Genomic DNA, 25,532 nt, shown 5'->3' with positions numbered 1-25,532 from the left:
TGTTTAAGATGAGCATTAATTGCATTTTAATGCTGGGAAATTAGCCTCCTAAGTATCACACTGGGACTATCTAATTTCTTAAACAGAGGTCTTTTGCATGAATACATCGAGCGATACTCAGAAAAAAACCGGCAGTCTGGAACGCCTGGCTTCCTCGGTCACCAATTGGGCTGAACGCTGGTTCCCGGATTCTTATATCTTTGCTGTCCTGGCCATCGTGGTGGTCGGACTCGGCGCCCTGCTTGCGGGCGTGTCCCCCAAAGCCATCGCCACATCCTTTGGGGACGGTTACTGGAGTCTGATCCCTTTCACCATGCAAATGGCGATCGTCACAATCTCGGGTTATGTCGTGGCCTCCTCGCCGCCTGCGGGCAAGGTCATCAACTGGCTGGCGCGCCTGCCTAAGACTGAACGCGGAGCTGTTGCCTATGTGGCCTTCTTCACGATTCTGGCATCTCTGTTAAACTGGGCCTTCAGTTTGGTGTTTGGTGGCCTGTATGTGCGAGCCCTGGCCCGCCGAATGGATCTGCGCATGGACTATCGCGCGGCTGGTGCCGCCGGGTATCTGGGGCTGGGCGCAACCTGGGCCCTGGGACTGAGTTCTTCCGCGGCGCAGTTGCAAGCCAACATCGACAGCATTCCGAAATCACTGTTGCCTATTACGGGTGTCATTCCCTTTAGCGAAACCATCTTCCTGCCCCAGTCCCTGATCATGCTGGCAGTACTGACCGTGGTTTCTGTGGCAATTGCCTACTGGTCCGCTCCGACCCGTGATCGCGCGGTGACCGCCCAGGATCTGCAAATTGATGTGTCCCACGACGTCGAAGACAACGTGGATAAACCCAAGCAGCCCGGTGACTGGCTGGAGTATTCTCCGATCCTGACTATTTTTGTGGTGATCCTGGGGCTGTGGTGGCTGTTGCTGGAATTCCAGAACAAAGATGTGATTCTGGCGATTTCAAACTTAAATACCTACAACTTCCTGTTCCTGATTCTGGGTATGCTTTTAACCTGGAGACCGAAACGCTTCCTGCGCTCGATCAGCAAGGCCGTGCCGTCCACGGCAGGGATTCTGATTCAGTTCCCGCTTTACGGAAGTATCGCCTACATTCTGACGAAAGCTCCGGGCGCGGATGGTGTGACTTTGTCCCATCATATATCGGACTTCTTCGTGTCGATTTCCACGCGCGACACGTTCTCGGCATTGATGGGAATTTATTCAGCGGTGCTGGGATTCTTTGTGCCATCAGGTGGTGGCAAATGGATCATCGAGGCTCCGTACCTGATGCAGGCGGCAAACGAACTGCATGTGCATCTGGGCTGGACTGTGATGGTTTACAACGCAGCCGAAGCTTTGCCGAATCTGATCAATCCGTTCTTTATGATGGCTCTGTTGGGAGTCCTGGGTCTGAAGGCCCGCGATATTGTCGGCTACACGGTGACCCAACTGGTGGTGCATGCACCGCTGGTGATTTTCATGCTGTGGGCGCTGGGGGAAACACTGACGTATTCTCCGCCGGTGATTCCATAAGCACAAATAAAAAAAGCCACCTTCATCAGGTGGCTTTTTTGTTTTTAAAAACAGGAACTATTTGTAACCCGCTTTTTTCATCAACTCGATACCTGCTGGCACAAGATCAGAAACTGCATTTACGTTGGTCGTGTCTTCAGCAAAACCACCGAATTCTTTCAAGATTGGCGCCATGTCTGCTTCTTTGCTTGCAGGGTACTGGCTGAAACCACCAGCAACGGCTTCTTGAACTGGTTTGGAAACCATGAATTCAAGGAAGGCGTTGGCTGCCGCTGTGTTTTTAGAGGACTTGGTGATACCGATACCCACACCGTTGATGTGCGCGCCGACTTTGTCCTGCTCAAGGAAACGAACGCCCACGGGGAAGGTTGCATCGTCACGAACGATAGGCGCCAGATAGTAAGTGTTGGCAACACCGATCGCGCAAGTGCCGTTGGCGATAGCTGCGATCACGTCACGGTCACCTTTCAAAGGCTCTACTGCAAAGTTTTTCACCCATGATTCAAGCAACGCTGTCGCCTGGATTTCACCAAAGTGCTTGATAAAGTAAGCAGCCATTGCTTCGTTGTAGCTGTTTTTGGAAGTTCTTACGCACAACTGACCTTTCCATTTAGGATCGCCCAGGTCCGCATAAGTTTTCAAATCTTCCGGATTCACTTTCTGCGTGTTGTACATCACAGTGCGTGCACGGTAGAACAACAAGAACCAGTTCTTGTCGTTAGAGATCAAGTGAGAAGGAACTTTTTGAGTCACACCATTGGTGGTGAAAGACTGCAAGAAGCCTTTGCGGTTTGCTTCACCCATGTAAACGATGTCTTTATCCAGATAAAGATCCGCACGGGAATTCAAACCTTCAGTTTCAAGTTGTTTCAAAAGATCAGTAGAGGAAGCAAAAACCACTTCCACTTCAATGCCAGTGGCTTGAGTGAATGGTTGCAGGATTGGCGCAAGTCTTTCGCCATCATAAGAGGAATAAACCACCAACTTGTCAGTTTTCGCCTGAACGGTCATTGCCGCCAACAGAGTCACGATTGCGCTCAAAATTCTCATCAGTTGCTCCTTTAAAAATTTGGAACACTAGTAAAGGATGCAACCTGCTTCGTCAAATTTTTCGGGGAAATTCCGCGAGAATCTCAGTACACTTTCAATGCGTTTTCGTTTACAGAACTACGGCGGCTAACTACCCGGGAACCCAAGGGAAAATGGCACTTTTTAAGGCAAAAATTTCACACAGTAAAAACGGCTGAAAGGCACGTCATCGATCTGTACTTCGCTGGATGGATTCACCAGCACCAGCACATAGACAGTGCTGTCAGGAACGAGATACGCGCGATACTGCGACCACGGGGAATCAACAATGATCTTTCCTGATGTCGACACATACTTTTTCCAGCCAAAGTCTTTTGTCTGGCGATCATCCTTGTGCAGGGTCAAACGACTGCGCGTGTTTTTTCCATCCACGGCCAAAGAGTAACGAAAGATCTGACTGGAGTTTTTAAAATCACCCCGGCACTGAAAATTCTTTTCTGCGGCCCGTGCCCCTGGAGCCAATAACAGTACAAACAAAGCAGCGAACAATTTCATAAGTCCATTACCAGCCGTTAAACAGACTGACGCAAGCAAAAGACCCGCCCGGGAACTGATAACGTTCCACGAGCCTCGTAAAACGCAAAAAGCACAACCCCAGGGCTGTGCTTTTTAGAGTTTCACTTGAAACGATAAAACCTAGTGGTTGTCGTCGTCTTTTGTGTTTTTGCCGTCCATAGTGAACGTCTCTACGTTGTGGGCAAGATCAGGAAGTTGCTCAAGGTGCTTTTGCCATTCTTCTTTAGTCATTTCACCCGCGTTGATCTTGTTCTCAGTCATACGCTTGTCATACTTCAAATTTTTGTTAGCTTGAGCCAAAGACATAAATCCCCTTTTCGCAATCGAGCCCCCATTTATAGCCCAAAAAAAAGGCCCCGTAAAGGGGGCCGTTTGTTAGTTCCAGTATTTCGGAGGTTTTTCGTTCTTTTCGTTATTAACAACTAATCTCAGGTTTCGGCCCTTGCTCTTGGCCTTCTTCTTCCATTCATTACGGTCAAACCAGCCCTTCATTTTAAGGCAGATGAAGCCAGCCACAATCCCGCCCAGATGGGCCAAATAAGCCACTTCCCCGCCAGCGACGCTGGAAGTCATAAGGGAGGCCAATTGCACCAGACCCATCAAAGCCACGAAGTACTTGGTCTTCATCGGGAACAGCATAAAGAAGTAAACAATGCGCTCGCCGAAGATCATCCCTTGCGCCAGCAAAAGACCGAAGACCGCCCCGGACGCCCCCACCACCGGCACAATCAGACCGGTTTGAGAACCCGTGATCAGGGCATAAACCCACACACCCAGACAGTAAAGGATCGCCGCGCCCACACCTGCTACCAAATAGTAGATCAGGAAGAACTTCGAACCCCAGCGCTGCTCAAGCTCGGCGCCGAAGAACCACAGCATCAGCATGTTAAACAGGATATGGGTCACCTGCATGGAGTGCAGGAACATGTACGTGAAAGGCTGCCAGATATGGAAATCGAAAAGCACCTTGCCCGGGAACAGGCCAAAGATGGACGTGAAAGGAACACGCAGGAAGCCTTCCATGATCACTTGGAACACGAACCAGATAGCCACATTGATGATCAGCAACCACTTCACCACAGGGGTCATGGGAGCTGTTTGGAAAGTCACGCCTCTATTCATATTTTCTTAAAATACTCCATACCTTCTCGTAGGTCTGCTCAAGACTTTCAACCAAGACCTTTGTCTCAGCGATCAACGGGAAGAAATTAAGGTCCCCTGTCCATCGAGGAATCACGTGATAGTGCAAGTGCTCAGGAATTCCCGCCCCGGCCACAGCCCCGTGGTTTAAACCCACGTTGATGCCGCCTGGCTGGTAAAGGTCATTCAATGCCTTCATCGTCAGACGAATGACATTTTGCAGGTCATGGTATTCTTCATCAGAAAGTTTCAACAGGTCCCCACAGTGGCGTTTTGGCAAAACCAAAAGATGCCCGCTGTTATAAGGGAACTTGTTCAGAACCACCATCGAGTGTTTGGATTTAAACACGCACAAGGTATCAAAGCTGACTTTTTCCTCCGAAGCCCGGCAAAAAACACAGCCGTCGGGTTTGATCAGTTTGCGCACGTATTTCATGCGATCCGGACGGAACAAAACATCACGCTCCATCGGCCAGACATCCTTGCCGATCTGGATTTTGCCATGAGCGACCACCGGAGCCTTGATGGGCGCTTTTCTTTTCACAGGGGTCTTTTTCGCGGATGTTTTTTTGCGCGCCTTTTTGGCTGCTGCCATGCTTACTCCGTGCTGTCAGTGAAATAGCTGGAGGTGCCCACCAGACGGTTTTCAACAAAGAAAGCCATCACACAGTTCTTGCGCATCTCAAAGCCGATTTCGGTTTTGTTTCCACCCGCAGGATTCAACAAAACCAACTCCGTTTCAAGCTGCGGCGTCTCGCATACCAAAGGTTTCAGCTCAAATACAGTGACAGGAACAAAACCACCGCCACCGGTAATGCCTACAAACTCAAACTTCTGCCCGGTTTTAAACACCACACCCGGTGCCGGCTCCAGATCCGCGGTCAGATAATAAATACCACTCCAGCGGACATCAAACCAGGCTTGCGGCTGACGCGGATCCTGAGGATTGGCCCCGGCTATCGCAGCGCCAAGCACGGTCAGTAAAAACAGGGCCATCTTCTTCACGGATTACTCCCAGTAACCCGGCATCAACATCAATGGCTGATTCAGATATTTCGCGCGCAGGATGTATTTCATCGCGCCTTCCATATCCGGACCGAAGGACTTGCCTTTCAATACGTCCGCAAATTCAGACATGCTGTTCAGGTCGTCTTCAGAATCGCCGCCACCCAGGTCAAAGATGCTGACTTTCTTTTTTGGAACTTCAAAGACTTCGTAATTGTCACCCAGCTTTGCGATTTCAGCCGCCAGCTTCACCGCATCGTCATAGTAACCTTCCTGATCGGCAAAGCCCACTTTCACCGCGGTCGCCCCGGTGAACACGCGGCCGTCAGCGTACTCGGCAACCACTTCTTCTTTCAGCTTGCGTTCTGCTGCCACAGTTCCTTTGAATTGTGCATAGACTTCGTCAATCATGCTTTGGAACAGGGATCTTTCATCTTCACGCATCGGACGGTATTCCGCGCCCGAATCTTTGAACTTGCCGGACGTGATGGAATAGCGGGAAATCTTAGCCCAGTCATACAGCTTTTCCAGATTCGCAAATTCCATGATCACACCGATGGAACCCACCAGCGCCCCCGGTGCCACAACGATCTTGTCGCAAGCCACTGCCGCATAATAAGCACCGCTGGCCATCACACCTGTGCTGACACAGACAACCGGCTTTTTGATTTCGTCGCGAACGCGTTTGATCTCTGCGAACATTTCCTGGGAAGGCCCCACAGAACCGCCCGGAGAATTGATGCTGATCAGGATCGCTTTGACCTTGTCGTCTTCACGGTATTTTTTAAGATTCTTGATGAACTTCTTGCCGTTAAGAATAACGCCGTTCATTTCCAGATGCAGGATGGTGTTTTTGGCAGTGACACGCTTGTCTTCGCTTCCGAAGAAGTCCCCGCTCATTTTCAACAAGGCACCCAGGCCTACGAACACCAAAAAGATAATAACCAGTTTTTTGAAAAAGCTACCCTTCATACCAACGCTCCCGAACGGTTGAAATAGGTCCCTTTTCAAATAAAAAAAGGGACCCTACTAGGGTCCCTCTTTAAAACTTGTCAGTCAATGCCGGGTCAGGGTCCAGTCGCGTCGTTTTACAACGACTCGACCTTTCTCCTATTCACAACTATTGCTTGTCAGTTTTTACGTTTTTCAACTGGTCAGCAAACAAGTCACCGAAAGTGGACTTGGAAGTTGCAGTCGCTTTTTTAACGTAATCGTCAACATCCGCTTTTGATTCGCGAAGTTTAACAAGTTTTGCAGACAAGCCGATCTTACGAGCGTCTTTGTCGATAGAGATAACTTCAGCTTTTACAGACTGACCTGGCTTGATGAATTCCTCAACAGAGTTGATTTTTTCAGTAGTCAGTTCAGAAATGTGGATCAAACCTTCGATATCGGATTCAAGTTCAACGAATGCACCGAAGTCAGCTGTTTTAGTGACTTTAACATCGTGTTGAGTGCCGATAGCGTATTTGTTCTCGATGTTTGACCAAGGGTCAGACTCAAGTTGTTTGATACCCAAAGAGAATCTTTCGTTCTCGATGTCCACGCCCAATACAACCGCGCGAACTTTCTGGCCTTTAGCGTAAAGTTCATTTGGATGATTTACACGTTTAGTCCAAGAGAAGTCAGAGATGTGAACCAAACCGTCGATGCCTTCTTCGATGCCGATGAAGATACCGAAGTCAGTTACGGATTTCACTTCGCCTTCGATGATTGTACCTGGAGCGTATGATTCTTTCATTTCAACCCATGGGTTGGCCTGAAGTTGTTTCATACCCAAGCTGATGCGGCGGTTTTCAGTGTCTACTTCAAGAACCACTACTTCAACTTCTTGATCAACAGTCACGATCTGAGAAGGGTGTTTTACACGTTTAGTCCAGGACATTTCAGAAACGTGGATCAGACCTTCAATGCCTTCACCAAGCTCAACGAATGCACCGTACTCAGCCAAAGATACAACTTTGCCTTTCAGTTTAGTGCCTGGAGGGTAAGAAGCTTTTACGGATTCCCAAGGATCTGCGTGAAGCTGTTTCATGCCCAAAGATACGCGTTCTTTTTCTTTGTCATACTTAAGAACTTTAACTTGGATTTCGTCACCAACGTTCAACATCTCAGATGGATGTTTTACGCGGCCCCAAGACATATCAGTGATGTGCAACAAACCGTCCATGCCACCAAGGTCGATGAACGCGCCGTAGTCAGTGATATTCTTAACGATACCAGTAACAACAGAACCTTCTGCCATAGTGTCAAGAGTTTGAGAGCGCAAGCTGTCACGTTCTTCTTCAAGAAGCGCGCGGCGGGAAAGAACGATGTTGCCACGTTTCTTGTTGAACTTGATAACTTTGAATTTGAACTTCTTGCCCAGGTATACGTCCATGTTGCGAACCGGACGCAGGTCGATTTGAGAACCTGGAAGGAATGCTTTAACGCCGATATCAACGCTCAAGCCGCCTTTAACTTTAGCAACAACAGTACCTTCGATAACTTCTTCGTTTTCTGCTGCTTTAGAGATGTCTGTCCAAGCACGAAGCATATCTGCTTTGTCTTTGGAAAGAACGATCATGCCGTTTTCGTTTTCGATACGGTCGATCAAAACTTCTACTTTGTCTCCAGCTTTCACATCGCGAACGCCGTCAACAATACGGAATTCGTTGATCGCGATCAAACCTTCAGACTTGTAGTTGATATCAACAAGTACGTAGTCAGACTGAACTTCAACTACAGAACCTGTTACAACGTCGCCGACTTTGAAGTCTTGTTCTTTCATGGAAGCTTCGAATAGAGAGTCGAAGTCACCAGCTTTGTCAGCTTTCGCATTCAAAATGCCAGGATTTGCTGGAACCTTTGCGTCTTCAGCATCCAAGAAAGCAAGAACTTTCTGTTTCTCCAATGCGGCTTTGTTCAATTGTTTTGTCATATCGTTTTTTGTAAACCTCCCACGTAGTAAGACCTCATGGATCCTACCCGTAACCTTTCTTCGCTCTTAAGGCGAATCACTGGTTTAGCGACCTAAGGGGTCGGAAGTCAAAGGTTTTACGCATACCAGCGAGGTTTTCGTGGTCCTGTGTTATCTGAGGTAAACTTGGGACAGAAAAAAGGCCCCCGAAAGAGCCTCAAATCGCATATAATCCAATACAGCTATTCCCGCTGAGACTGCCTGCAGGCTTGAATTTCACTGTCAAACCACTCCTCCTGCTTCTCATAAGCAGTTTTGTAACCTTCAAAGCGCTTCAGACGCTGACTTAGATCCTCTTCACGCAGGGTGACCAGGGTGCCGGATTCATCCACCCCGGTCTGGCGGGACAGCTTGTTTTCCTCTTCCGTCAGGATGTTTTTCGGAACTATGTCGACTTTGCCACCGGCTTGCGGAGCTGCTTCAATTTTGCAGTCGCGCAGAACCCCGTACTTTCCTTTGTTACCCAAATCGCGGTTGCCATAGATGTTTTCCTCCATCGTATAGACATCCGTCTGCACTTCCTGCAGGTGGTGAATCAGATTCTTTTTTTCCTGCACCACATAGTTGTCATCGCGCTTGCCGACAGTTTCCCGGCCCATCAACTGCGCGTCTTCAAGTTCGGTATCCAGTTTGTCTTTGGACGAACACCCCACCAGCCCTGCGATCACCAGTCCCGCCAGCCACACCTTTTTCATAATTCACCTCGCGCTTTTAAGAATACCCCGCAGCAGAAAAAAACCAGCTTGTACTTTTACAAGGCCCGCTGACAGCCCGGGTCCTGTCCTGATTTCATGTTCTGATTCGGAGGCATAACCATGAAGTACCTGCTGTTTTTACTGGGGCTGATCAGTGCAACCGCACAGGCCCGTTACGAAAAACACATCGACTCGGCCCTGGATTTTCTGGCGCACTATCAGACGACTGGCCGCGAAGGCTACGAGCCGGGACAATGGCGTTCACGGGTGACGTCCTATGTCCCCAGCGGGATCGGCGTGGGCAAGTTCGGTGTCGCCTATGATGAACCCAGTGCCTTTTCAGCCTCGGCCATCGCCAACGTTCTGGCCGAGACGTATTTCTACAATCCCCGCTTCAGCAAGATTCCGCCGATGGTGCGCAAAACCGCCCAGGGCCTTGCGCCCTATCGCTGGGGGGATCTGTTTAACTTCTATCCGCCTTCAAGCCTCAAGGGCGTGCGCACACGCGGACCGCGCAACATGTATCTGGCCCCGCAGTGGAAAGGTGTCGCCAACATCCCGCCAGATGCTGACACCACGTCGGTCACCCACACCTATCTGCATTTTTTAAAAAGCCTTGAGGCGGGCCAGTCCCCGCGCAAAACACCCGCGCAACTGCCTGAGGCGGTGATTGATGCCTTGTCTTCCGCCCGGGATCTGTCGCGCCTGCCGCACACCTACAACGCCGCCCAGTTGCACGTGAACACCGGCGCTTTCATGACGTGGCTGTGGGATGAAAAAGACCCCGACATGCCACGGAATATTTTTGCGGCCCCTCATCGCGGCACGCGAATCCCTTTTAATATGAATGACGTCGACTGCGTGGTGAACGCCAATGTGCTGAAGCTTCTGACCTATGCGAAAAAAACCGAAGGCCCGGGCTATCAAGCCAGCTGCCGCCATCTGAATCGGGTCGTTGAAAAAAGACAGTTCTATTTCTGCGGAATGTATTATCCCAGCCGCTATGCCCTGCCATATGCAATGGCCGCCACCATCAATGCCGGGGCCTCGTGTCTGGAACCTTCACGGCAAAAACTGCTGAATTATATTCTGGCTTTACAGCACAGGGATGGATCCTGGCGTAACAGCTTTATGGCAAGACCGGATTACGCGCACTCGACCGCGTGGGCCTTGAATACATTGTTAATTTTAGGCGACCCCCAGAACGAAACGCATCGCGAACGCGTGCGCCGGGGTTTGAATTTTCTGATGTCGCAGTCTCGGAAAGATTCGGCGGGCCGCCTGTTCTGGAGCGGGCAGGTGTTCTTTGCCGCTACGTTTGTGGCAAGATTCCCAGTGGTGTGGAGATCAACTGGCTACACCACTGCGCTGGCCGTGAAAGCCCTGACGGTGGCCGATTTGCGCTGGAATTAAGGCGGGCTTTCGTAAAGGTCGCGGTAATTTTTTTTCATGTCCGGAGGAAGTTCCTGCATGAAGTACTTATAGATTTTGCCCTTCACATTTTTTTCGCGAACAGCGCGGGTCAGGTCCTTTAAAATCTGTTCGCCACGCAGGGACTTTTCACAGGATGCCCACACCGAAATATAGTCGGGCATGTTTTTAACTTTCAGAAATTTCAGAGCGGGAACGGCGATATTGTGTCGTTCATAATCGGTTTTTTCCAGGGCGTATGCCAAAACCCCGTTGACCCGCTTTTTTTCCAGCATCAGAAATAAATTGCCCATGGCACTGTCGCCGACAATCTTTGTGGCATGCCCGCTTAAAGATAGAATGTCATCAATTTGCCGGGTGTAGGCGCGGCTTTGAATAACCCCCAGACGAAACTTGCCCGAGGCCAGCAGTTCTTTTAAATCCACATCTTTCTGATCATCAGCAATACCCGGCGTGCCCTTGGCATGCACCACCAGTCCCACCGGAAAAGCCCGCGCCAGTTCATCACCAAAGATCAGAAACTTTTCCCGCTCTTTGGTTTTTTGCAAAAGCACCGTGCAATAGCCGCCCTGCCCACTGAAAAGCTTTTCAGCCCGGGTGAAAGACACCCGCACAAAACGATGCGAATACCCCGGCAACGCCCGCTCAATTTCCTGATAAATATTGGCAAAGGGCCCCTGAGCCTGAGAAATATCCACCGTCATGCCCTCGCCCGAAAGCACCAAAAACGGCGGAAAATCATTCACAATCCACTGCACAGCCGGCTTCTGCGGCGGCGGTTCAATCGCCCACAATAACCATGGAAAAAAGAATAAAAGAAAACCCCAGGCACTTTTCATAAAGTACCTAAAGATTAGCAGTAAGAATTAAGCCATTACCGTGAGAATTTCAAAAGGCTGACAAGAGACAATTAAGCTAAAGGACCAAGGTCGCCAAGGCGACCACCCTTAGATCTTATTTTTAACGTATTCAACAACTGCGTCTACGACTTGGTTCAAATTCAGTGCAGTGGTGTCCACAACCAAAGCATCTTCTGGCACGGCCATCGGAGCTACTTTACGAGTGGAATCTTGATGGTCACGTTGCTGCTGGGCTTTCACCATGTCCTCATGGTCCAGACCCAACTCTGCTGCACGTCGAGCCGCGCGGTGTTCACTGTTAGCAGTCAAATAAACCTTGGCATCCGCAGTTGGGAACACCACAGTACCGCAATCGCGGCCTTCTGCCACCAAGCCTTGAGGACCGGAAGAACAGTTGCGTTGCGCATCCAAAAGGGCTTTACGCACTTCTGGATAATGACTGACTTTGCTGGCGAAATTACCCACGTCTTCGTGAGCGATCTGATCAGTCACATCCTGGTCTTTGAAGAACACACGAGTGCGTTCGTCATCCATTCTCACGCTCCATACCGGATCGTGAGTCAGATTGGCCAAAGTGGAAACGTCATCCAGATCAATTTGCAGTTGAAGAGCAGCAAATGCCAAACCACGATAGAATGCACCCGTAGAAACCCACTGCCAGCCCAAACGACGAGCCAACTCACGACTTACTGAAGATTTTCCGGAGGCCGCAGGGCCATCAATCGTAATTACCATTCCCATAATTCTCCAAAACTACAGCGGTGCAATTTCTTTTAAAACGTCCGCCAAAGCTGACATAGCAGCTTCATTTTCATGATCGCGCCCTACACTCAAACGCAGATGCGTCTTGAACCCATAGTTCAACAGCGGTCTCATGATGATCCCACGACGTAACAAGGCTTCGTTCACCTTGGCGGCGTCGCGGAGAGTGTCAAACATGACAAAATTTCCCTGAGATGGAATGTACGGCAGGCCTAATTCTTCTAACTTCTTGTAGAAGTAATCAAGCCCTTTCCAGCAAATCTGCTGCGATCGCTCAATAAATTCTTTATCTTGCAGAGCCGCATTTGCAGCCACTTGCGCTAAATCGTTGACATTAAATGGTTTGCGCACACGGTTAAAGACTTCCACAACCTCTGGCGGCGCGATCATCGCACCCAGGCGGAAACCCGCCAGCCCATAGATTTTGGAGAAAGTGCGAAGAACAATCAGGTTTTTATACTGTCCCATATAACCTTGTGCGGATGCATAATCCTTGGCGCGCACAAATTCGTTATAAGCTTCGTCAAAAATAATCATCACATCGTCACGGTTACCGACTTTCTGAAGGAAAGCCTCCACTTCCGCTTTGGTGGCGTAAGTGCCGGTTGGATTGTTGGGATTAGAGACAAAAATCAAACGGATGTTTTTTTCCGGGTGTTTCAGGAAGTAGTCTGCAACGGCAGGCAGATCAAAACGATAGCCTTCCGCCATCGGAACTTTGTGGATCACCGCACGGTTTGCCGGAGCGCTGACTTCATAGGCATTAAACGCTGCCGCAGATGTCAAAACGCCATCATGGTGCTCACAATAGATACGGCACAACAGATCAATCAGTTCGTCGCTGCCATTACCAATAGCAAGTTGTTTTGTCGGGAAGCCCCATTCTTTCGACAAAGTCTGCAAAAGCTCATAGTGGGATGGATCCGGATACAGGTGCTGATGATCCAAGGCCTGCTTCACCGCCGCCATGGCTTTCGGGCTGGGACCCAAAGGATTCTCGTTACTTGCGAGTTTGTAGACCGTTGTGAGCCCGTACTCACGTTGGGTCTCAGAAATCGGCTTTCCAGGTTTGTAGGGCACCAGATTCAAAATTTCGGGAGAAATCTTCACTTTAGAATCCTTTTCTTAGAGAGAATACTTTGCTATACCTGTCCGACTAAGACTTAACAACATTCCAGTGCAAATTCAATAGAGAGCGTTCGAAAATGCAAAACAGCCTCGTGCTCGGTGTGAGCGTCGGTGAATCCTTCGCCGAATTCTCACTCCTGTCAGACTCCAGTCCCCTTGCGCAAAAAAGAGTATTTCACTCTCGTGAAAGCCTTAAATCCTCACTGATCCAGTTCATCGCGCCCCATGGAAAAATCCAGAAGGCCTTTGTCAGCCTGCGCGTTCCCAAAAAACTTTTGGACTATAAACTAAGCGGCGCTGTGGCCCACGTCAGCACAGAAGGCCTGGAGCACTGGCTGGATCTTTGCGGAACTCCCGCAGCGCTGACCAGCAAGGATCTGCAATTTGCCCTGCGTGAACGCGTGCGCGCCGATGGCACCGTTGAAACCCCCCTGCAAACCGAAGAACTGGAAGCGATTGCCGCAAAACTTGAGCTGATGAGCTGCAAGAAAGTCTGCCTGAACCTGCTGCACTCTGCGACCAATCCGGCGCACTTGAATGCGGCGACCAAATTCTTCAGCGAAAAAGGCATTGAAGTGTTTGCTCCGGCAAGCACCGACAATCCTCACGAAGTCACGCGCTGGACTCAGAATGCTTTGAACGCCACCCTTTCCGGTGTTTTCGCTGACCTGAAAAAAGACGTCTATGCGGGCCTTGAGGCCGCGCTTGATAAAAATGACATTCACTTCCTTGATGCCAGCGGTGAACTTTTCCAGGATGAAACCGGAAAAGAAATCAGCAGTCAGTTTGCCGCGTCCACGGCTCTGGGGCTTTGGAACAAAGCTTCGGGCAAAGATGTTTTGTATCTGGGCCTTGAGTATTTCACTTTGATTTCCCCCACCCGCTGGGCGGAACAGTGGAACAGCTGCTGGGGTCCGGTGGAAGTGCGCCACTTGAAAGTAAAAAATCTGGGCGTCCAGCCCACGCTGGGAATCGGCTTGAACACCTTTGAACGCTTTGACTTCCTGACTCAGGAAGAAGGCTGGGAGCCAGGACCGATGTTCCTGGGTCGTGGGCAAAAAATGAGTCTTTTGGATCTGTGGTCTGAAAATCCAAAACTTTCCAAACTGGAAGGTCTTGAGGACCGCGTTTCTGCTCAAGGGATTCAGCGCTTTAAAACAGCGCTTTTGACCCTTTCCAAAATCAGCACCTTCAAAGACAACGACTTCAATCATCTGACCAAAGAACTGCAAAGCCTGTCTGTGCAAAGACTTGCGGTGGAATCTTTCCTGCAGCGTGATCAGCAAAAATTATTGGTAACGGGTCCTTTGGCAGCGCTGTTTGCCAATATCTTCAAAAAAGATCCGCACACCACGGTTGCCGCTGATGAATTCTGCGAATCCGCCGCCACGGCCCTGTGGGGCATGAAAGCCCTGAAGGAGTCCAAATGAACTATCAAATCGAACTTTTGCATTCCTTGCTGAATCAATTTCTGGTGGGTGAATCCGCACTGATGACTTTGGATGGAGACGTCCTGGGTGTGCGCGGTCAGCAGCCGGTGACCTATGGCACGCTGACAACGGCGGCCACCACTGCCGCGAAATATCTAAAACTGCAGGAAGGCGACATCGCCCTTTTGAATGACCCTTACAGTGGCGGCAGCCTGTTGTCCGAAATGACTTTTGTGATGGCGGTTTCAGAAGACCTTTTGTGGGTTTCGCGCCGTCCTTTGGACACGCAGGTAAAAATCGTTAAATCCATCGAAGAAGAAGGCCTGCGCATTCCGCCGACACCACTTCGTCAGAAAAACCAGCTGAATGAAATGATTCTGGCTGCCATGCAGGCACACCCGGCCTGCCCTGCTGATTTTGTGCCTTGGCTGAAAGCCCAAGTGGCGGACCTGACTGCAGGAGCAAAAAAACTGGTCGACGCCATCGAGCTGACTGGTTTCACGGTGACCGGCGAACTGATCGAAGATTACCTGCGCATTTCTAAAAAAGCCGCGACGAAAAAGATTTCTGAAAGCGCTTCGGGCGAAGCGCGCGTCGATGTGGTTTTGGACAGCGGCGAACTGCTGCGTCTGAATATGGAAATCCAGGATGGTAAAATCTCTTTGGATTTCAGCGGCACGACGGCGGCAAAAACAGTTTCCATGACTGAATCTGCAACCTATGGCGCCTGCTTCCATGCTTTGAGCCGTCATTACGGCTTCACGGATCTGGCTAACTCGGGATCGTTCTCTATTTTGCAAATCACCAAACCTTCCGGCTGCTGGCTGGTGGGTAAATATCCGGCTCCAACCTTCAAAGGCATGACCTGTGGGGTCGCGGCTTTGCAAACAGCTATTGAACTGGCGCTGGCGCAGATTCACCACAAACAGGAATCCTCTGTGGGCAGTCACTGTGCCTTGCAGTTTGATCTGCAAGCTGGCAGCAAACATGCGCTTTTGACTTTGCCCGGCGGTGAAGGCGCGAAAGCGTCCCGTGATGGCGTCAGTGCTCAGATGGACACACTTTCTTTGGAACAACTTGAACGTGATTTCCCGATCAAGGTTCTGCGCGTGGATCAGCGTCACTCTAACGGTGGCAAAGGCAAATTCAGCGGTGGCCGTGGTGTTGTCATGAAGATCGAGGTGTGCGGGGATCTTTCCGCCACCTGGATGACCGACCTGACTTTGCACCGTCCCCGTCTGCTGAAAACCTGCAGCCATGGCGATCCAGCCGAAGTCACCCTGGAACAAGGTGAAGTTGCAAAGACTCTTCCCGTTCTGGGACAGCAAAAGTTTGCTGTCAAAGACGTCCTGACCCTGTGTTCTGGTTCAGGTGGCGGCTACGGTCGTGCGGAATAACAAAGGACTCTAGCGAGAGTCCTTTGTCGGTGTTAACATATCAGGCATGAAACACCTTTTTATGTTTTTCGCAGCATTGGGATTATTAGTGGGCCTCAACTCTGAGGCCAAAGCGACCAAGTCTGCCAAGAAAGGAACCACCGTGAGCACGTCTGAAGTGGCTTATCTGGCCGGCGGCTGTTTTTGGGGCATGGAAGATTTGCTGCGCAAACTTCCCGGTGTCACTCAAACTGAAGTCGGTTACATGGGCGGCGACACCAAAAACGCCAACTACAATCTTGTAAAAACCGGCACCACCAATCACGCCGAAACTGTGAAGATCACCTTCAATCCTGAAAAGATCACCTATCAGGATCTGCTGCTTTATTTCTATAAGATTCACGATCCGACGACGACCAACCGTCAAGGCAATGACATCGGGACCCAGTACCGCAGTGCCATTTTCTATACCTCTGACAAACAAAAAGATGAGGCAGAAATTGTAAGAGCTCGCGTGGACAAATCAGGAGCTTGGAAAAGCCCCGTGGTCACCCAAATCGTCAAAGCTGCCGATTTTTGGTCTGCCGAAGAATATCATCAGGATTATTTACAAAAGAATCCTGGCGGATACACCTGCCACTTCGAACGTAAAATCGAATTCAAACAGTAAAGGTTACATATCAGAAAGGTCCTTCTTTTCTCCGTGCAACTTGTGAAGCCGCACAGTATTGCATAAGAGTAAGTAAGGAGAGGGGCCTTATGAACCTGAGAATTCAACAAGCACTTGTCGCATTGATTCTGTCAGTAACTGTCTTCGCGTCCGCGCGCGCCCGTGCTGACGTGATTTCCTTCCGTTCTGACTTCTGGTGCCCTTACGTATGCAATCCTGATTCTGAAACTCCCGGTTATATGGTCGAAATCGCCCGCACGGTCTTTGAAAAACACGGCCACAAAGTGCAGGTGAAACTTTCCAACTGGGTGCGCGCCATCAAAGACACCCGCAGCAACCGCGTGCAGGGCCTGATGGGTTGCAGTGTGGTGGATGCGCCGGACTTTATCTATCCCAAGAAATCCCTGGGCATCATGAAAAATGCCTACTTCGTTCCTAAAAATTCAACATGGACTTACAAGGGCCGCCCGTCTTTGCAGGGCATGAAGATCGGCGTGATCAATGGCTACACCTATGGTGACAGCGTCGACAATCTGATCCGTTCCCGCCATCGTTCGTTCATTCCGTTTTCCGGGGACCGCCCGCTGGAGCAGGTTATTCGCATGATGCAGGCCGGACGCCTGGATGGGTTTATCGAAAATCCGGTGGTGCTGCAGTACACGTCCGTGTCAGCAAAGATCACGATGGAAAATATGAAAGTGGGTGGCTGGGTTGAAAATCACGATCCGGCGCTTTACATCTCTTTTTCGCCAAACAATCCGAAGTCTCAGGAATACGCAGAAATTCTGACTCGTGGGGTGGAGGAACTTCGCCGCAGCGGAGAGCTGCAGCGGATTCTTCAAAAATACAACCTGAAGGACTGGGAACAGTCCTCCGGCATTTCTTTAGGTGCTTTGGACAACCTTGGCTCCAGTTTCCTCAAGAGCCCGCTTAATCCGTTCAACATGTTCAATGCTCGTAGTCTCTAGAACGAAGTCGATGCGGGTTTCACGCAGTGAAAGCCCCTTCGACACTCGGTCGTGACGCACTTCCAGGATATTGGCTTTTTGTGAAGCAATCGCCTGAGTCAAACGACTCAAGTTCCCCGGCAGGTCATCCACGATCACGGACAACTCACACAGACGTCCGCGCAGAATCTGACCACGGTCGATAATCTTGGAAACGATATTCAAATCAATATTGCCACCGCTGATAATCACACACGTCTTTTTACCCAGATCCAGTCCGCGGGACATGGCCGCGGCCATCGCCGCGGCACCAGAACCTTCGGCCACGGTTTTGGCTCTTTCCATCAGGAACACCACGGCTTCAGCGATCTCGTCATCACTGACGGTCACCACTTGATCGACATACTTGGAAATGAAACTGTCCAGCATCACCTGAGACGGATTTTTGATCGCAATACCGTCAGCAATAGTAGCGGCACGTTTGATCTGGGACAAAGGCTGCTTGTTATAAAGATGCGCCATCCCCGGAGAACGGTCACTTTGCACCCCGATCACGCGGATCTTTGGATTGATGGCTTTCACCGCCAACGCGACACCACTGATCAGACCACCACCACCGATGGGCACAATCACCGTGTCCAAATCCGGAACCTTTTCCAGGATCTCGATGCCGATGGTCCCCTGACCTGCAATGACGTGTGGATCCTGATAAGGATGCACGAATGTATAGCCGTGTTCTTTTTCAAGTTTCTGGGCGTGTTCGAAAGCCTCGTCGTAAATCTCGCCTTTCAGCACCACGTTCGCGCCGTAATCACGGGTCGCGGAGGCTTTGCTGATAGAGGCTGTTTCCGGCATCACGATGGTGGATTTCACCCCGGCCAGTTTTGCTGAAAGCGCCACCCCTTGAGCATGATTCCCGGCAGAGCTTGCCACCACACCGCGGGCTTTTTCGTCGGCTGTCAGGTTGGAAATTTTGTTATAGGCCCCGCGGAATTTAAAACTGCCGGTGCGCTGAGTGTTTTCGAACTTCAGGTACACTTCGCTTTTAAGCAGGTTGCTGGCGCTGATGGAATGACTCATCTCGGTTGGACAGATGATGTCTTTCAGAAGTTCACGGGCTTTTTGGATGTCTGCAAAGCTGACTTTCATTTTGGATCAGGGCTCCCAATACACAGTTAATCCCCACACCGGAGGATACTCTTTATGAGGCAAAAGTCCGGACGAAACCCGCACTCCAAGGCTGGAGTAAAAGTTCGAATCGGTCATGCCCATGGCCCTACTCTCGTCGAAAAAATAGAAGGGTGCAAGGTGCTTTCCACAGCATTCACAGGTCGTCACCAGCTCCCCGTCAGCCGAGTTGACAGTGTCACAGCGGTGGCAGCGACGAAAGTGTGTAGAGTCCGACATACGTGCTCCTTTGGAAGTTCCATTCATCTTAGGCCCGTCCACAGACCCCAGCAAGGGGCGGTCTCAATTTAAGCTATTGAAATGACGTCACAAAATGACTAATGACTTTTCGCGTTATGCGCAATTTGAGGCCTGTTCCAGGCATCCCGAGCGGACATCACGTAGTCGCATCAATCTTGGACAAGCATGCGAAAGAACGATATTTTAATCGGACTGTTGAAAGGGTCCCTATGAAAACCACGCTCGTAAAATCGCTATTCAGAGAAACAGAAAAGCATCTGGACAAAGAAATCTATCTTTCCGGATGGGTTCGCAAAATCCGCGACCAAAAGAATTTCGGCTTCATCGAACTGAATGACGGCACCTTCTTCAAAGGTGTGCAGGTGGTTTTTGATAATAATCTTTCAAACTTTGCTGACGTTGCCGCTCTTTCCATTTCCAGTTCCGTACTGGTCATAGGCAAAGTTGTAAAATCCCAGGGTGCAGGCCAAAGCTTTGAAGTGATGGCTTCCAAAATCGAGATCGTGCAAAAAGCGGATCTTGAATACCCGCTGCAAAACAAACGTCACAGCATGGAATTCCTGCGTGAGATCGCGCATCTTCGCCCACGCACCAACACATTCAGCGCGGTCTTCCGCGTGCGCTCTGTATTGGCTTATGCGATCCACAAGTTCTTCAACGAACAAAACTTTGTCTATGTGAACACTCCGATCATCACGGGATCTGACGCTGAAGGTGCGGGTGAAATGTTCCGCGTAACAACACTGAAACTGGACAAACCACCGCGCAAAGAAGACGGCAGCATTGATGCCAGCCAGGACTTCTTCGGCAAAGAAACCAACCTGACTGTATCAGGTCAGCTGAACGGCGAAACCTTCTGTGCGGCTTTCCGTAACATCTACACGTTCGGACCGACTTTCCGTGCGGAAAACTCCAACACCTCCCGCCACGCGGCAGAGTTCTGGATGATCGAGCCCGAGATCGCTTTTGCCGATCTGACGGCGAACATGGAACTGGCTGAAGACATGATCAAATACATCATCCGCTACGTGATGGAACAATGTCCGGAAGAAATGGAATTCTTCAACCAGTTCGTCGAAAAAGGTCTGTTCGACAAACTGAACAACGTTCTGAATAACGACTTCGGACGTGTGACTTACACTGAAGCCATCGACATTCTGCTAAAATGCGGCAAGAAATTCGAGTACCCGGTTCAGTGGGGCATCGACATGCAGTCTGAACACGAACGTTACCTGGCTGAAGAGCACTTCAAAAAGCCGGTGTTTGTGACCGACTATCCAAAAGACATCAAAGCTTTCTATATGAAGATGAACGAAGACGGCAAAACTGTTCGTGCAATGGACTTGCTGGCACCGGGCATCGGCGAAATCATCGGCGGATCCCAGCGTGAAGACAATATCGAAAAGCTGGAATCCCGCATGAAACAAGTCGGCTTGCATCCGGAAGAATATTCCTTCTATACGGATCTGCGCCGCTACGGCACGTTCCCGCACGCGGGATACGGCCTGGGCTTCGAACGTATGTTGATGTACGTGACTGGAATGGGAAATATCCGCGACGTGATTCCATTCCCGCGCACACCGAAGAACGCTTTGTTCTAGCACCTTCAAAAAGGGGATCACTTGATCCCCCTTTTTTTTATTCGCGTTTCGCATCGGGAAACCACCCCTGAAAATCTTCTGTACGATTTCATCCACCCTGACAGTGGATCCCCTGTCAGCTTCATCACACCCACTTTATACGCGGTACAAATATTGAAGCTTTGCTCTGAATATCTTCATACACCATCAGAAAGGTATCTCAGAGTAAGACACCATGAATTCATCCCCAGAACGTACTTTCATTAACAATCTGTGATTTAGACCAGACCTTCGACTTGTTTCCCGGGTTCAGGCTTCACCTTTTGGACAGAAGACCGAAGAGCCCCTAAGGAGTATCAATTTGAATTTATTGAGTCGAGCAATTCGCATCACAATGGCTCTTGTTCTTGTGGGAAGCACAGCGCTGGCTGACATTCCCCAAGAACTGCAGGACGTGGTCTTCTCTGGAGACCTGAATGCTCGTTCATCGGTTGATTTCCGCGGCAAAGCCAAAAACGTGGTGTCTGTCGTTCCGAAAGACTCTGAAGGAACTGTCCTTGAAACCCGCAAATTGAAACGCACCGGTTCCTATGGTGTTAAAGTTCGCATCACGAAAGTGGGCGAAGGTAAAACCAAAGCCAAAGCCGGTGATGAAGTCTGGGTTTATTTCTCTCAGAAAGATCCTTGGCTGGCCTTTAAAGACAAAGACGGTTCTGAGGTACAAGATCCTGAAGTGGCACTGACTTCCCGAGCGATCCGTGACGGTGAAGGCCTGCCTGTGGAAGGAACCGAGGCCCGCCCTACACTTCCGACCAAAGAAAGCGTCAAAGCCAATCAAATGCCGGACGTCGATCCAAATCTGGCGAAGAACAAGGATCCTCGTCAAACCGAGGGTGGCTTTATCACGACTTGTAAAGACTGCTCGACAACCAAGCCCAGCGAAACTGTTCAGCGCAATCTGCAGAACCTGGAGAACGTCAGTAAAGAAGTCAGCCGCTCTTCAAGTGCATCAATTCCCAAGAATGCGGCTGCCGGGAAGTGGTCCAATGATCCGATGATCATGGGCTATTCTGAAGGCAAAGAAGTCAAAGACACTATCCGCTATGGATTGAGAAACAAACGCTCCCGCTCGACAAGCTACTGTTACCGCTATGTCAAACGCGCCCTGATGGGTGGTGACATGATTGATCGCTATCCTCCAGGGGGACATGCCCGCGATGCGGTTCGTGATCTGAAAGCCCAGGGCATGATCAATCTGATGGACAATCCGAAGTACCGCGACATGATCAAAAGTCCTGCGGATGTTCCAAAAGGCGCTGTGATCGTCTATCATAATGGCACGAAGGAATCCGGTGACGTTCAGATCAAAACGGACTGGGGTGACAACGGTGGTTTTGTCAGCGATTTCTATTCAAACAATTCATTCTTAAGTTCCCCGAAAGCGCGTCGATACGCGAAACAGGGAAAACCGTACAGAATGATCGGCGTGATGATCAAACCGTAAGAAGGAGAGCACAATGAGAAAATTAGCACTTATTGCCATCGTTTGTTCCTTCTGCGCAGCCCCTGCTTTGGCGGCTGATGCGGTGTCTGCTGATGTGTCAAAACTGCAGGCTTTGAAACTTGAAACCGTCAAAACAGCGGATGAAGACACCAAGCTGACTGAAGCTGACATGAAAGCTCAGGATGAAGTGTTTGAAGCCCTGGAAGGTGCGGTGCAATCCGCTGTCAAAAAATCCACGCCGGAACTGGATGCCGAAATCCTGCGTGTGACTGTGGAAATGCTGAAAAAAGATCCGACTCAGTTCGCAGGCGAAATCGTCCTGCCACTGTATGAGAAAAATAAAAAAAGCTTCCTCGAATCACTGAAGAAGCTTTCCCCGTCTGACGCCAAACTGGTCGAAGACGCTGTCAAAGCAGCCGCGCGCCAAAAGCGCTACGGCAACGGCTAAATCCTAAACGGAAGCAATCTCGCTGAAGGATTTTGCTTCCAAAGAAGCCCCACCCACCAGGAAACCATTCACGTGCGGTTGTTTGATCAACCCAGCGGCATTGTCCGGTTTCACGCTGCCACCATAAAGGATCGGCGCAGTTTCAAAACCCAGAGCTTTCAGAATATTGAAAACATCAGTGTGCGTTTCAGCCACTTGTTCCGGTGTTGCCACTTTCCCCGTCCCGATCGCCCAAACCGGCTCGTAAGCAACGACCACAGGCTTGGATTTGTCGGCTTTTGCCAGCCCCAGATTCAGCTGGGTTTCAAGCACACGGAAAGTCTTTGCAGACTCACGCTCTTGCAGGGTTTCGCCAATGCACAACATCGGCGTCAGACCCAAACCTTGAACGAAAGCCACTTTGTCTGCCACCAAGGCGTCGCCTTCGCCGAAGATCGCACGGCGTTCGCTATGGCCGATCAGAACATAGCTGCCGCCCAGTTCTTTAACGACCTGAGCAGAGTTTTCCCCTGTGAAAGCACCTTGTGCCTGGAAATAACAGTTCTGCGCACCAAACTTGATGGCAGAACCTTTCAAAGATTCACTGGCAGCTTCCAAAGAAATCGCCGAAGGGAAAAAGACCACTTCGCCGGTTGCCTTCCCCACCAGCTCTTTGAACTGGCCAAAAAACTCTCGAGTTTCCTTTGGGGATTTAAAAAGCTTCCAGTTAGCAGCAAAAATCTTTTTCATAACGTCCATCCTTATGCGCGGATGCGGGTTCTAAGAATTTCCAAACCTGGAAGCTTATCGCCCTGAAGATATTCCAGGGACGCGCCACCACCTGTGGAAATGTGGGTCATTTTACCTGCAAAGCCGGAAGCTTCCGCTGCCGCTGCAGAATCACCACCACCCACGATTTTAACTGCATCGCTTTCAGCAATAGCCGCAGCTACGCCGAAAGTGCCTTTAGCGAAGGCCGGATTTTCAAAGATGCCCATAGGGCCGTTCCAGAAAATAGTTCCCGCTTCACGCAAAGCTGCAGAGAAGTTCTTGATGGTCTTAGGACCGATGTCCACACCCAGTTCGTCTTCTGCGATCGCCACATCATTGGTCACATGCGCGTGCGCTGTGTCCGTGATGCCTTTGGTTGCCACATGATCCACCGGCAACAAAATGGTTTTATTGCGGGCTTCAATACGCTCGATCATTTCTTTCGCGTATTTCAATTTGTCATTTTCAACCAAAGATTTACCAACTGGCAGACCTTGAGCTTTCAGGAAAGTGTACGCCATCGCGCCACCCACGATGAAACCGTCAACAACGTCCATCAGGCGTTCGATAACCGCGATCTTGTCAGAAACCTTTGCTCCACCCATCACCGCGATGTACGGGCGTTTTGGATTTTGCAGCAAGGAATCCAGCATCGTGATTTCTTTTTCAATCAGGAAGCCAATGCCTTTGTCCTTCATCACTGAAGGCAAAGCATGAATGGTCGCGTGAGCGCGGTGAGAAGCCCCGAAAGCGTCATTGATATAAATGTCGCTGTAGTTGGCGATCTTTTGCGCGAACTCGATGGAGTCCTTCGTCTCCCCTTCTTCAAAACGCACGTTTTCAAGAAGGATCAACTGATTTGGTTTCAGGGAAGGCAACAGGTGTTTTGGAGCGTCAGAGTCCGGTTCTTCCACCAGAATCACTTCGGCATTCAAAAGATCCTGCAGGCGTTTTGCCACAGGCTCCAAAGAAAACTCTGTGTCGTCTTTGGTTTTTGGACGGCCCAGGTGGGAAGCCATAACCAGCTTCGCACCTTGTTCCATGCAATACTTGATTGTCGGCAAAGAAGCCGTGATGCGGTTTTCATCCGTGATCTTGCCGTTCTCCATTGGAACGTTCAAATCCAAGCGCAGGAAAACAACTTTCCCTGCCAACTCGAAGTCACGAACTGTCTTGATGCCTTTAAGACCGTTAGCCATGAATTAAAGACCTTTCTTCTGCATGTGCAAAGCAACGTCAACCATGCGGTTGGAGAAGCCAGTTTCATTGTCGTACCAGGAAAGAACTTTCACCATGCGCGGGCCCACAACCATGGTTGTAGCCAGATCGACGATGGAAGAGTGTTTGTTGCCGTTGAAGTCAACGCTGACCAGTTCTTTGTGCTCTACCGCCAGAACACCTTTCATCGCGCCTTCAGAAGCTTTGATCAAAGCTTCGTTCACGGATTCACGGGTCACGTCTTTTTTCGCAGTGAATGTAAAATCCACCAAAGAAACGTTCGGAGTCGGAACACGCACGGAGATACCGTCGATCAGACCTTTCAACTCTGGCAGCACCAGGCCCACGTTTTTCGCAGCACCCGTTGTTGTCGGGATCATGCTGACAGCCGCTGCACGGGCACGGCGCAAATCGCTGTGAGGAGCGTCCAGGATCTTCTGGTCATTCGTGTAAGAGTGAACTGTCATCATGGTACCGTGTTCAATACCGAATGTGTCGTTCAGAACCTTCGCCAAAGGCGCCAGACAGTTTGTCGTGCAGGACGCGTTGGAAACAACAACGTGCTTGGATGGATCGTAGGATTCGTGGTTGATACCGTACACCATAGTGATGTCAGCGCCTTTTTCAGCAGGGCCGGAAACCAGAACGCGTTTTGCACCAGCAGAGATGTGCTGCATGAAATCTTCGCGTTTTTTGAATGCGCCTGTGCACTCAAGAACGATGTCCACGCCCAGGTCCTTCCAAGGAACTTCGGCTGGATTGCGAGTTTTGGAAACTGCGATTTTTTTACCGTTTACGATCAGGTTGTGACCTTCGGTGGAAACATCAGCGTTGAACACGCCGTGGGCAGAGTCGTATTTCAGCAAGTGAGCATCACCTTCGATGCTGTCCAGAGAATTGATTCCGACGATATCGAATTTTTCAAAACCCGCGCGGAAAAGAACACGACCAATACGACCAAAACCGTTGATACCAACACGCAACTTAGACATGAGTGAGCTCCTTGTTTTAAACCCACTCAATATCGACTTTTGGAGACTAAAAAGCCAGTCTAGACACTGTTAG

At 50.1% G+C, this 25,532-nt stretch carries 25 protein-coding genes; 9 read left to right on the top strand and 16 right to left on the bottom strand.

Annotation, left to right across the window (positions count from 1 at the left end):
• Positions 1 to 97: 97 nt before the first annotated feature.
• Entirely contained in the window at positions 98 to 1,531 is a 1,434-nt protein-coding gene (locus BDT_RS05035) for a short-chain fatty acid transporter (RefSeq protein WP_015090182.1), read from the top strand.
• Positions 1,532 to 1,588: 57 nt separating this feature from the next.
• On the opposite strand, the gene BDT_RS05030 is transcribed toward BDT_RS05035, so the two are convergent.
• The 9 genes from BDT_RS05030 to BDT_RS04990 form a co-directional block, all read right to left on the bottom strand.
• On the bottom strand, positions 1,589 to 2,581 hold the full coding sequence (locus BDT_RS05030; protein ID WP_041577070.1) for a Fe(3+) ABC transporter substrate-binding protein: 993 nt from the start codon (positions 2,579 to 2,581) through the stop codon (positions 1,589 to 1,591).
• Between the two features lie 162 nt (positions 2,582 to 2,743).
• On the bottom strand, positions 2,744 to 3,115 hold the full coding sequence (locus BDT_RS05025; RefSeq protein WP_015090180.1) for a hypothetical protein: 372 nt from the start codon (positions 3,113 to 3,115) through the stop codon (positions 2,744 to 2,746).
• A 141-nt stretch (positions 3,116 to 3,256) separates the two neighbouring features.
• Entirely contained in the window at positions 3,257 to 3,442 is a 186-nt protein-coding gene (locus BDT_RS05020) for a hypothetical protein (RefSeq protein WP_011163601.1), read from the bottom strand.
• A 69-nt stretch (positions 3,443 to 3,511) separates the two neighbouring features.
• On the bottom strand, positions 3,512 to 4,258 hold the full coding sequence (locus tag BDT_RS05015) for a rhomboid family intramembrane serine protease (protein WP_226987931.1): 747 nt from the start codon (positions 4,256 to 4,258) through the stop codon (positions 3,512 to 3,514).
• A complete protein-coding gene (locus tag BDT_RS05010; protein WP_015090179.1) occupies positions 4,251 to 4,871 on the bottom strand; it encodes an HIT family protein in 621 nt (206 codons plus the stop codon). Before BDT_RS05010 ends, BDT_RS05015 begins: the two co-directional genes overlap by 8 nt.
• A 2-nt stretch (positions 4,872 to 4,873) precedes the next feature.
• Positions 4,874 to 5,272, bottom strand: coding sequence for a hypothetical protein (locus BDT_RS05005; RefSeq protein WP_235046333.1), 399 nt, complete (start codon positions 5,270 to 5,272; stop codon positions 4,874 to 4,876).
• A 12-nt stretch (positions 5,273 to 5,284) separates the two neighbouring features.
• Positions 5,285 to 6,253: a signal peptide peptidase SppA gene (gene sppA / locus BDT_RS05000; protein ID WP_015090177.1), complete on the bottom strand. Its 969-nt coding sequence runs from the start codon at positions 6,251 to 6,253 to the stop codon at positions 5,285 to 5,287.
• A 148-nt stretch (positions 6,254 to 6,401) separates the two neighbouring features.
• A complete protein-coding gene (locus tag BDT_RS04995; RefSeq protein ID WP_015090176.1) occupies positions 6,402 to 8,201 on the bottom strand; it encodes a 30S ribosomal protein S1 in 1,800 nt (599 codons plus the stop codon).
• Between the two features lie 221 nt (positions 8,202 to 8,422).
• On the bottom strand, positions 8,423 to 8,935 hold the full coding sequence (locus BDT_RS04990) for a hypothetical protein (protein ID WP_015090175.1): 513 nt from the start codon (positions 8,933 to 8,935) through the stop codon (positions 8,423 to 8,425).
• A 120-nt stretch (positions 8,936 to 9,055) separates the two neighbouring features.
• Here BDT_RS04990 and BDT_RS04985 point away from each other — a divergent pair, with 120 nt between their 5' ends.
• Positions 9,056 to 10,348: a prenyltransferase/squalene oxidase repeat-containing protein gene (locus BDT_RS04985; RefSeq protein ID WP_015090174.1), complete on the top strand. Its 1,293-nt coding sequence runs from the start codon at positions 9,056 to 9,058 to the stop codon at positions 10,346 to 10,348.
• Here BDT_RS04985 and BDT_RS04980 read toward each other — a convergent pair.
• From BDT_RS04980 to hisC, 3 genes are all read right to left on the bottom strand, one after another.
• Complete coding sequence (locus tag BDT_RS04980; protein WP_015090173.1) at positions 10,345 to 11,205, bottom strand: TIGR02285 family protein; 861 nt, start codon at positions 11,203 to 11,205, stop codon at positions 10,345 to 10,347. The genes BDT_RS04985 and BDT_RS04980 overlap by 4 nt on opposite strands.
• 108 nt (positions 11,206 to 11,313) lie before the next feature.
• Positions 11,314 to 11,967 carry a (d)CMP kinase gene (gene cmk, locus BDT_RS04975; RefSeq protein WP_041577066.1) on the bottom strand — a complete coding sequence of 218 codons (654 nt, stop codon included), beginning with the start codon at positions 11,965 to 11,967 and terminating at the stop codon, positions 11,314 to 11,316.
• A 12-nt stretch (positions 11,968 to 11,979) separates the two neighbouring features.
• Positions 11,980 to 13,098, bottom strand: a complete 1,119-nt coding sequence (gene hisC, locus BDT_RS04970) for a histidinol-phosphate transaminase (RefSeq protein ID WP_041577064.1) — start codon at positions 13,096 to 13,098, stop codon at positions 11,980 to 11,982.
• A 95-nt stretch (positions 13,099 to 13,193) separates the two neighbouring features.
• On the opposite strand from hisC, the gene BDT_RS04965 reads away from it, so the two are divergent.
• The 4 genes from BDT_RS04965 to BDT_RS04950 all read left to right on the top strand — a co-directional run bounded on the left by BDT_RS04965 (position 13,194) and on the right by BDT_RS04950 (position 17,560).
• Entirely contained in the window at positions 13,194 to 14,546 is a 1,353-nt protein-coding gene (locus tag BDT_RS04965; RefSeq protein ID WP_041577062.1) for a hydantoin utilization protein, read from the top strand.
• On the top strand, positions 14,543 to 15,943 hold the full coding sequence (locus BDT_RS04960; protein WP_015090168.1) for a hydantoinase B/oxoprolinase family protein: 1,401 nt from the start codon (positions 14,543 to 14,545) through the stop codon (positions 15,941 to 15,943). The genes BDT_RS04965 and BDT_RS04960 overlap by 4 nt, the downstream gene beginning before the upstream one ends.
• Before the next feature lie 46 nt (positions 15,944 to 15,989).
• Positions 15,990 to 16,592: a peptide-methionine (S)-S-oxide reductase MsrA gene (msrA, locus tag BDT_RS04955; protein ID WP_080602335.1), complete on the top strand. Its 603-nt coding sequence runs from the start codon at positions 15,990 to 15,992 to the stop codon at positions 16,590 to 16,592.
• An 89-nt stretch (positions 16,593 to 16,681) separates the two neighbouring features.
• Entirely contained in the window at positions 16,682 to 17,560 is an 879-nt protein-coding gene (locus BDT_RS04950) for a substrate-binding periplasmic protein (protein ID WP_041577061.1), read from the top strand.
• Here BDT_RS04950 and ilvA read toward each other — a convergent pair.
• Positions 17,477 to 18,688, bottom strand: coding sequence for a threonine ammonia-lyase (gene ilvA, locus BDT_RS04945; RefSeq protein WP_015090166.1), 1,212 nt, complete (start codon positions 18,686 to 18,688; stop codon positions 17,477 to 17,479). The two genes, BDT_RS04950 and ilvA, sit on opposite strands and share 84 nt — an antisense overlap.
• A 488-nt stretch (positions 18,689 to 19,176) precedes the next feature.
• Between ilvA and asnS the strand changes: the two genes are divergently transcribed.
• The 3 genes from asnS to BDT_RS04930 all read left to right on the top strand — a co-directional run bounded on the left by asnS (position 19,177) and on the right by BDT_RS04930 (position 22,499).
• Positions 19,177 to 20,568, top strand: a complete 1,392-nt coding sequence (asnS, locus tag BDT_RS04940; protein ID WP_015090165.1) for an asparagine--tRNA ligase — start codon at positions 19,177 to 19,179, stop codon at positions 20,566 to 20,568.
• A 340-nt stretch (positions 20,569 to 20,908) separates the two neighbouring features.
• Complete coding sequence (locus tag BDT_RS04935; protein ID WP_148278718.1) at positions 20,909 to 22,051, top strand: hypothetical protein; 1,143 nt, start codon at positions 20,909 to 20,911, stop codon at positions 22,049 to 22,051.
• Between the two features lie 13 nt (positions 22,052 to 22,064).
• On the top strand, positions 22,065 to 22,499 hold the full coding sequence (locus BDT_RS04930) for a hypothetical protein (protein ID WP_015090163.1): 435 nt from the start codon (positions 22,065 to 22,067) through the stop codon (positions 22,497 to 22,499).
• A 3-nt stretch (positions 22,500 to 22,502) separates the two neighbouring features.
• Here BDT_RS04930 and tpiA read toward each other — a convergent pair whose 3' ends face one another.
• The 3 genes from tpiA to gap are packed head-to-tail and all read right to left on the bottom strand — an operon-like array spanning position 22,503 to position 25,459.
• Positions 22,503 to 23,228, bottom strand: coding sequence for a triose-phosphate isomerase (gene tpiA, locus BDT_RS04925; RefSeq protein WP_041577058.1), 726 nt, complete (start codon positions 23,226 to 23,228; stop codon positions 22,503 to 22,505).
• An 11-nt stretch (positions 23,229 to 23,239) separates the two neighbouring features.
• Positions 23,240 to 24,448, bottom strand: coding sequence for a phosphoglycerate kinase (locus BDT_RS04920; RefSeq protein ID WP_015090161.1), 1,209 nt, complete (start codon positions 24,446 to 24,448; stop codon positions 23,240 to 23,242).
• A gap of 3 nt (positions 24,449 to 24,451) precedes the next feature.
• Positions 24,452 to 25,459: a type I glyceraldehyde-3-phosphate dehydrogenase gene (gene gap, locus BDT_RS04915; protein ID WP_015090160.1), complete on the bottom strand. Its 1,008-nt coding sequence runs from the start codon at positions 25,457 to 25,459 to the stop codon at positions 24,452 to 24,454.
• Between the last annotated feature and the right edge of the window lie 73 nt (positions 25,460 to 25,532).

Source organism: Bdellovibrio bacteriovorus str. Tiberius, assembly GCF_000317895.1.
GTDB classification, from domain to species: domain Bacteria; phylum Bdellovibrionota; class Bdellovibrionia; order Bdellovibrionales; family Bdellovibrionaceae; genus Bdellovibrio; species Bdellovibrio bacteriovorus_F.
The sequence above is the reverse complement of the archived record's forward strand: the minus strand, read 5'-3'. Positions and strand labels throughout refer to the sequence as shown.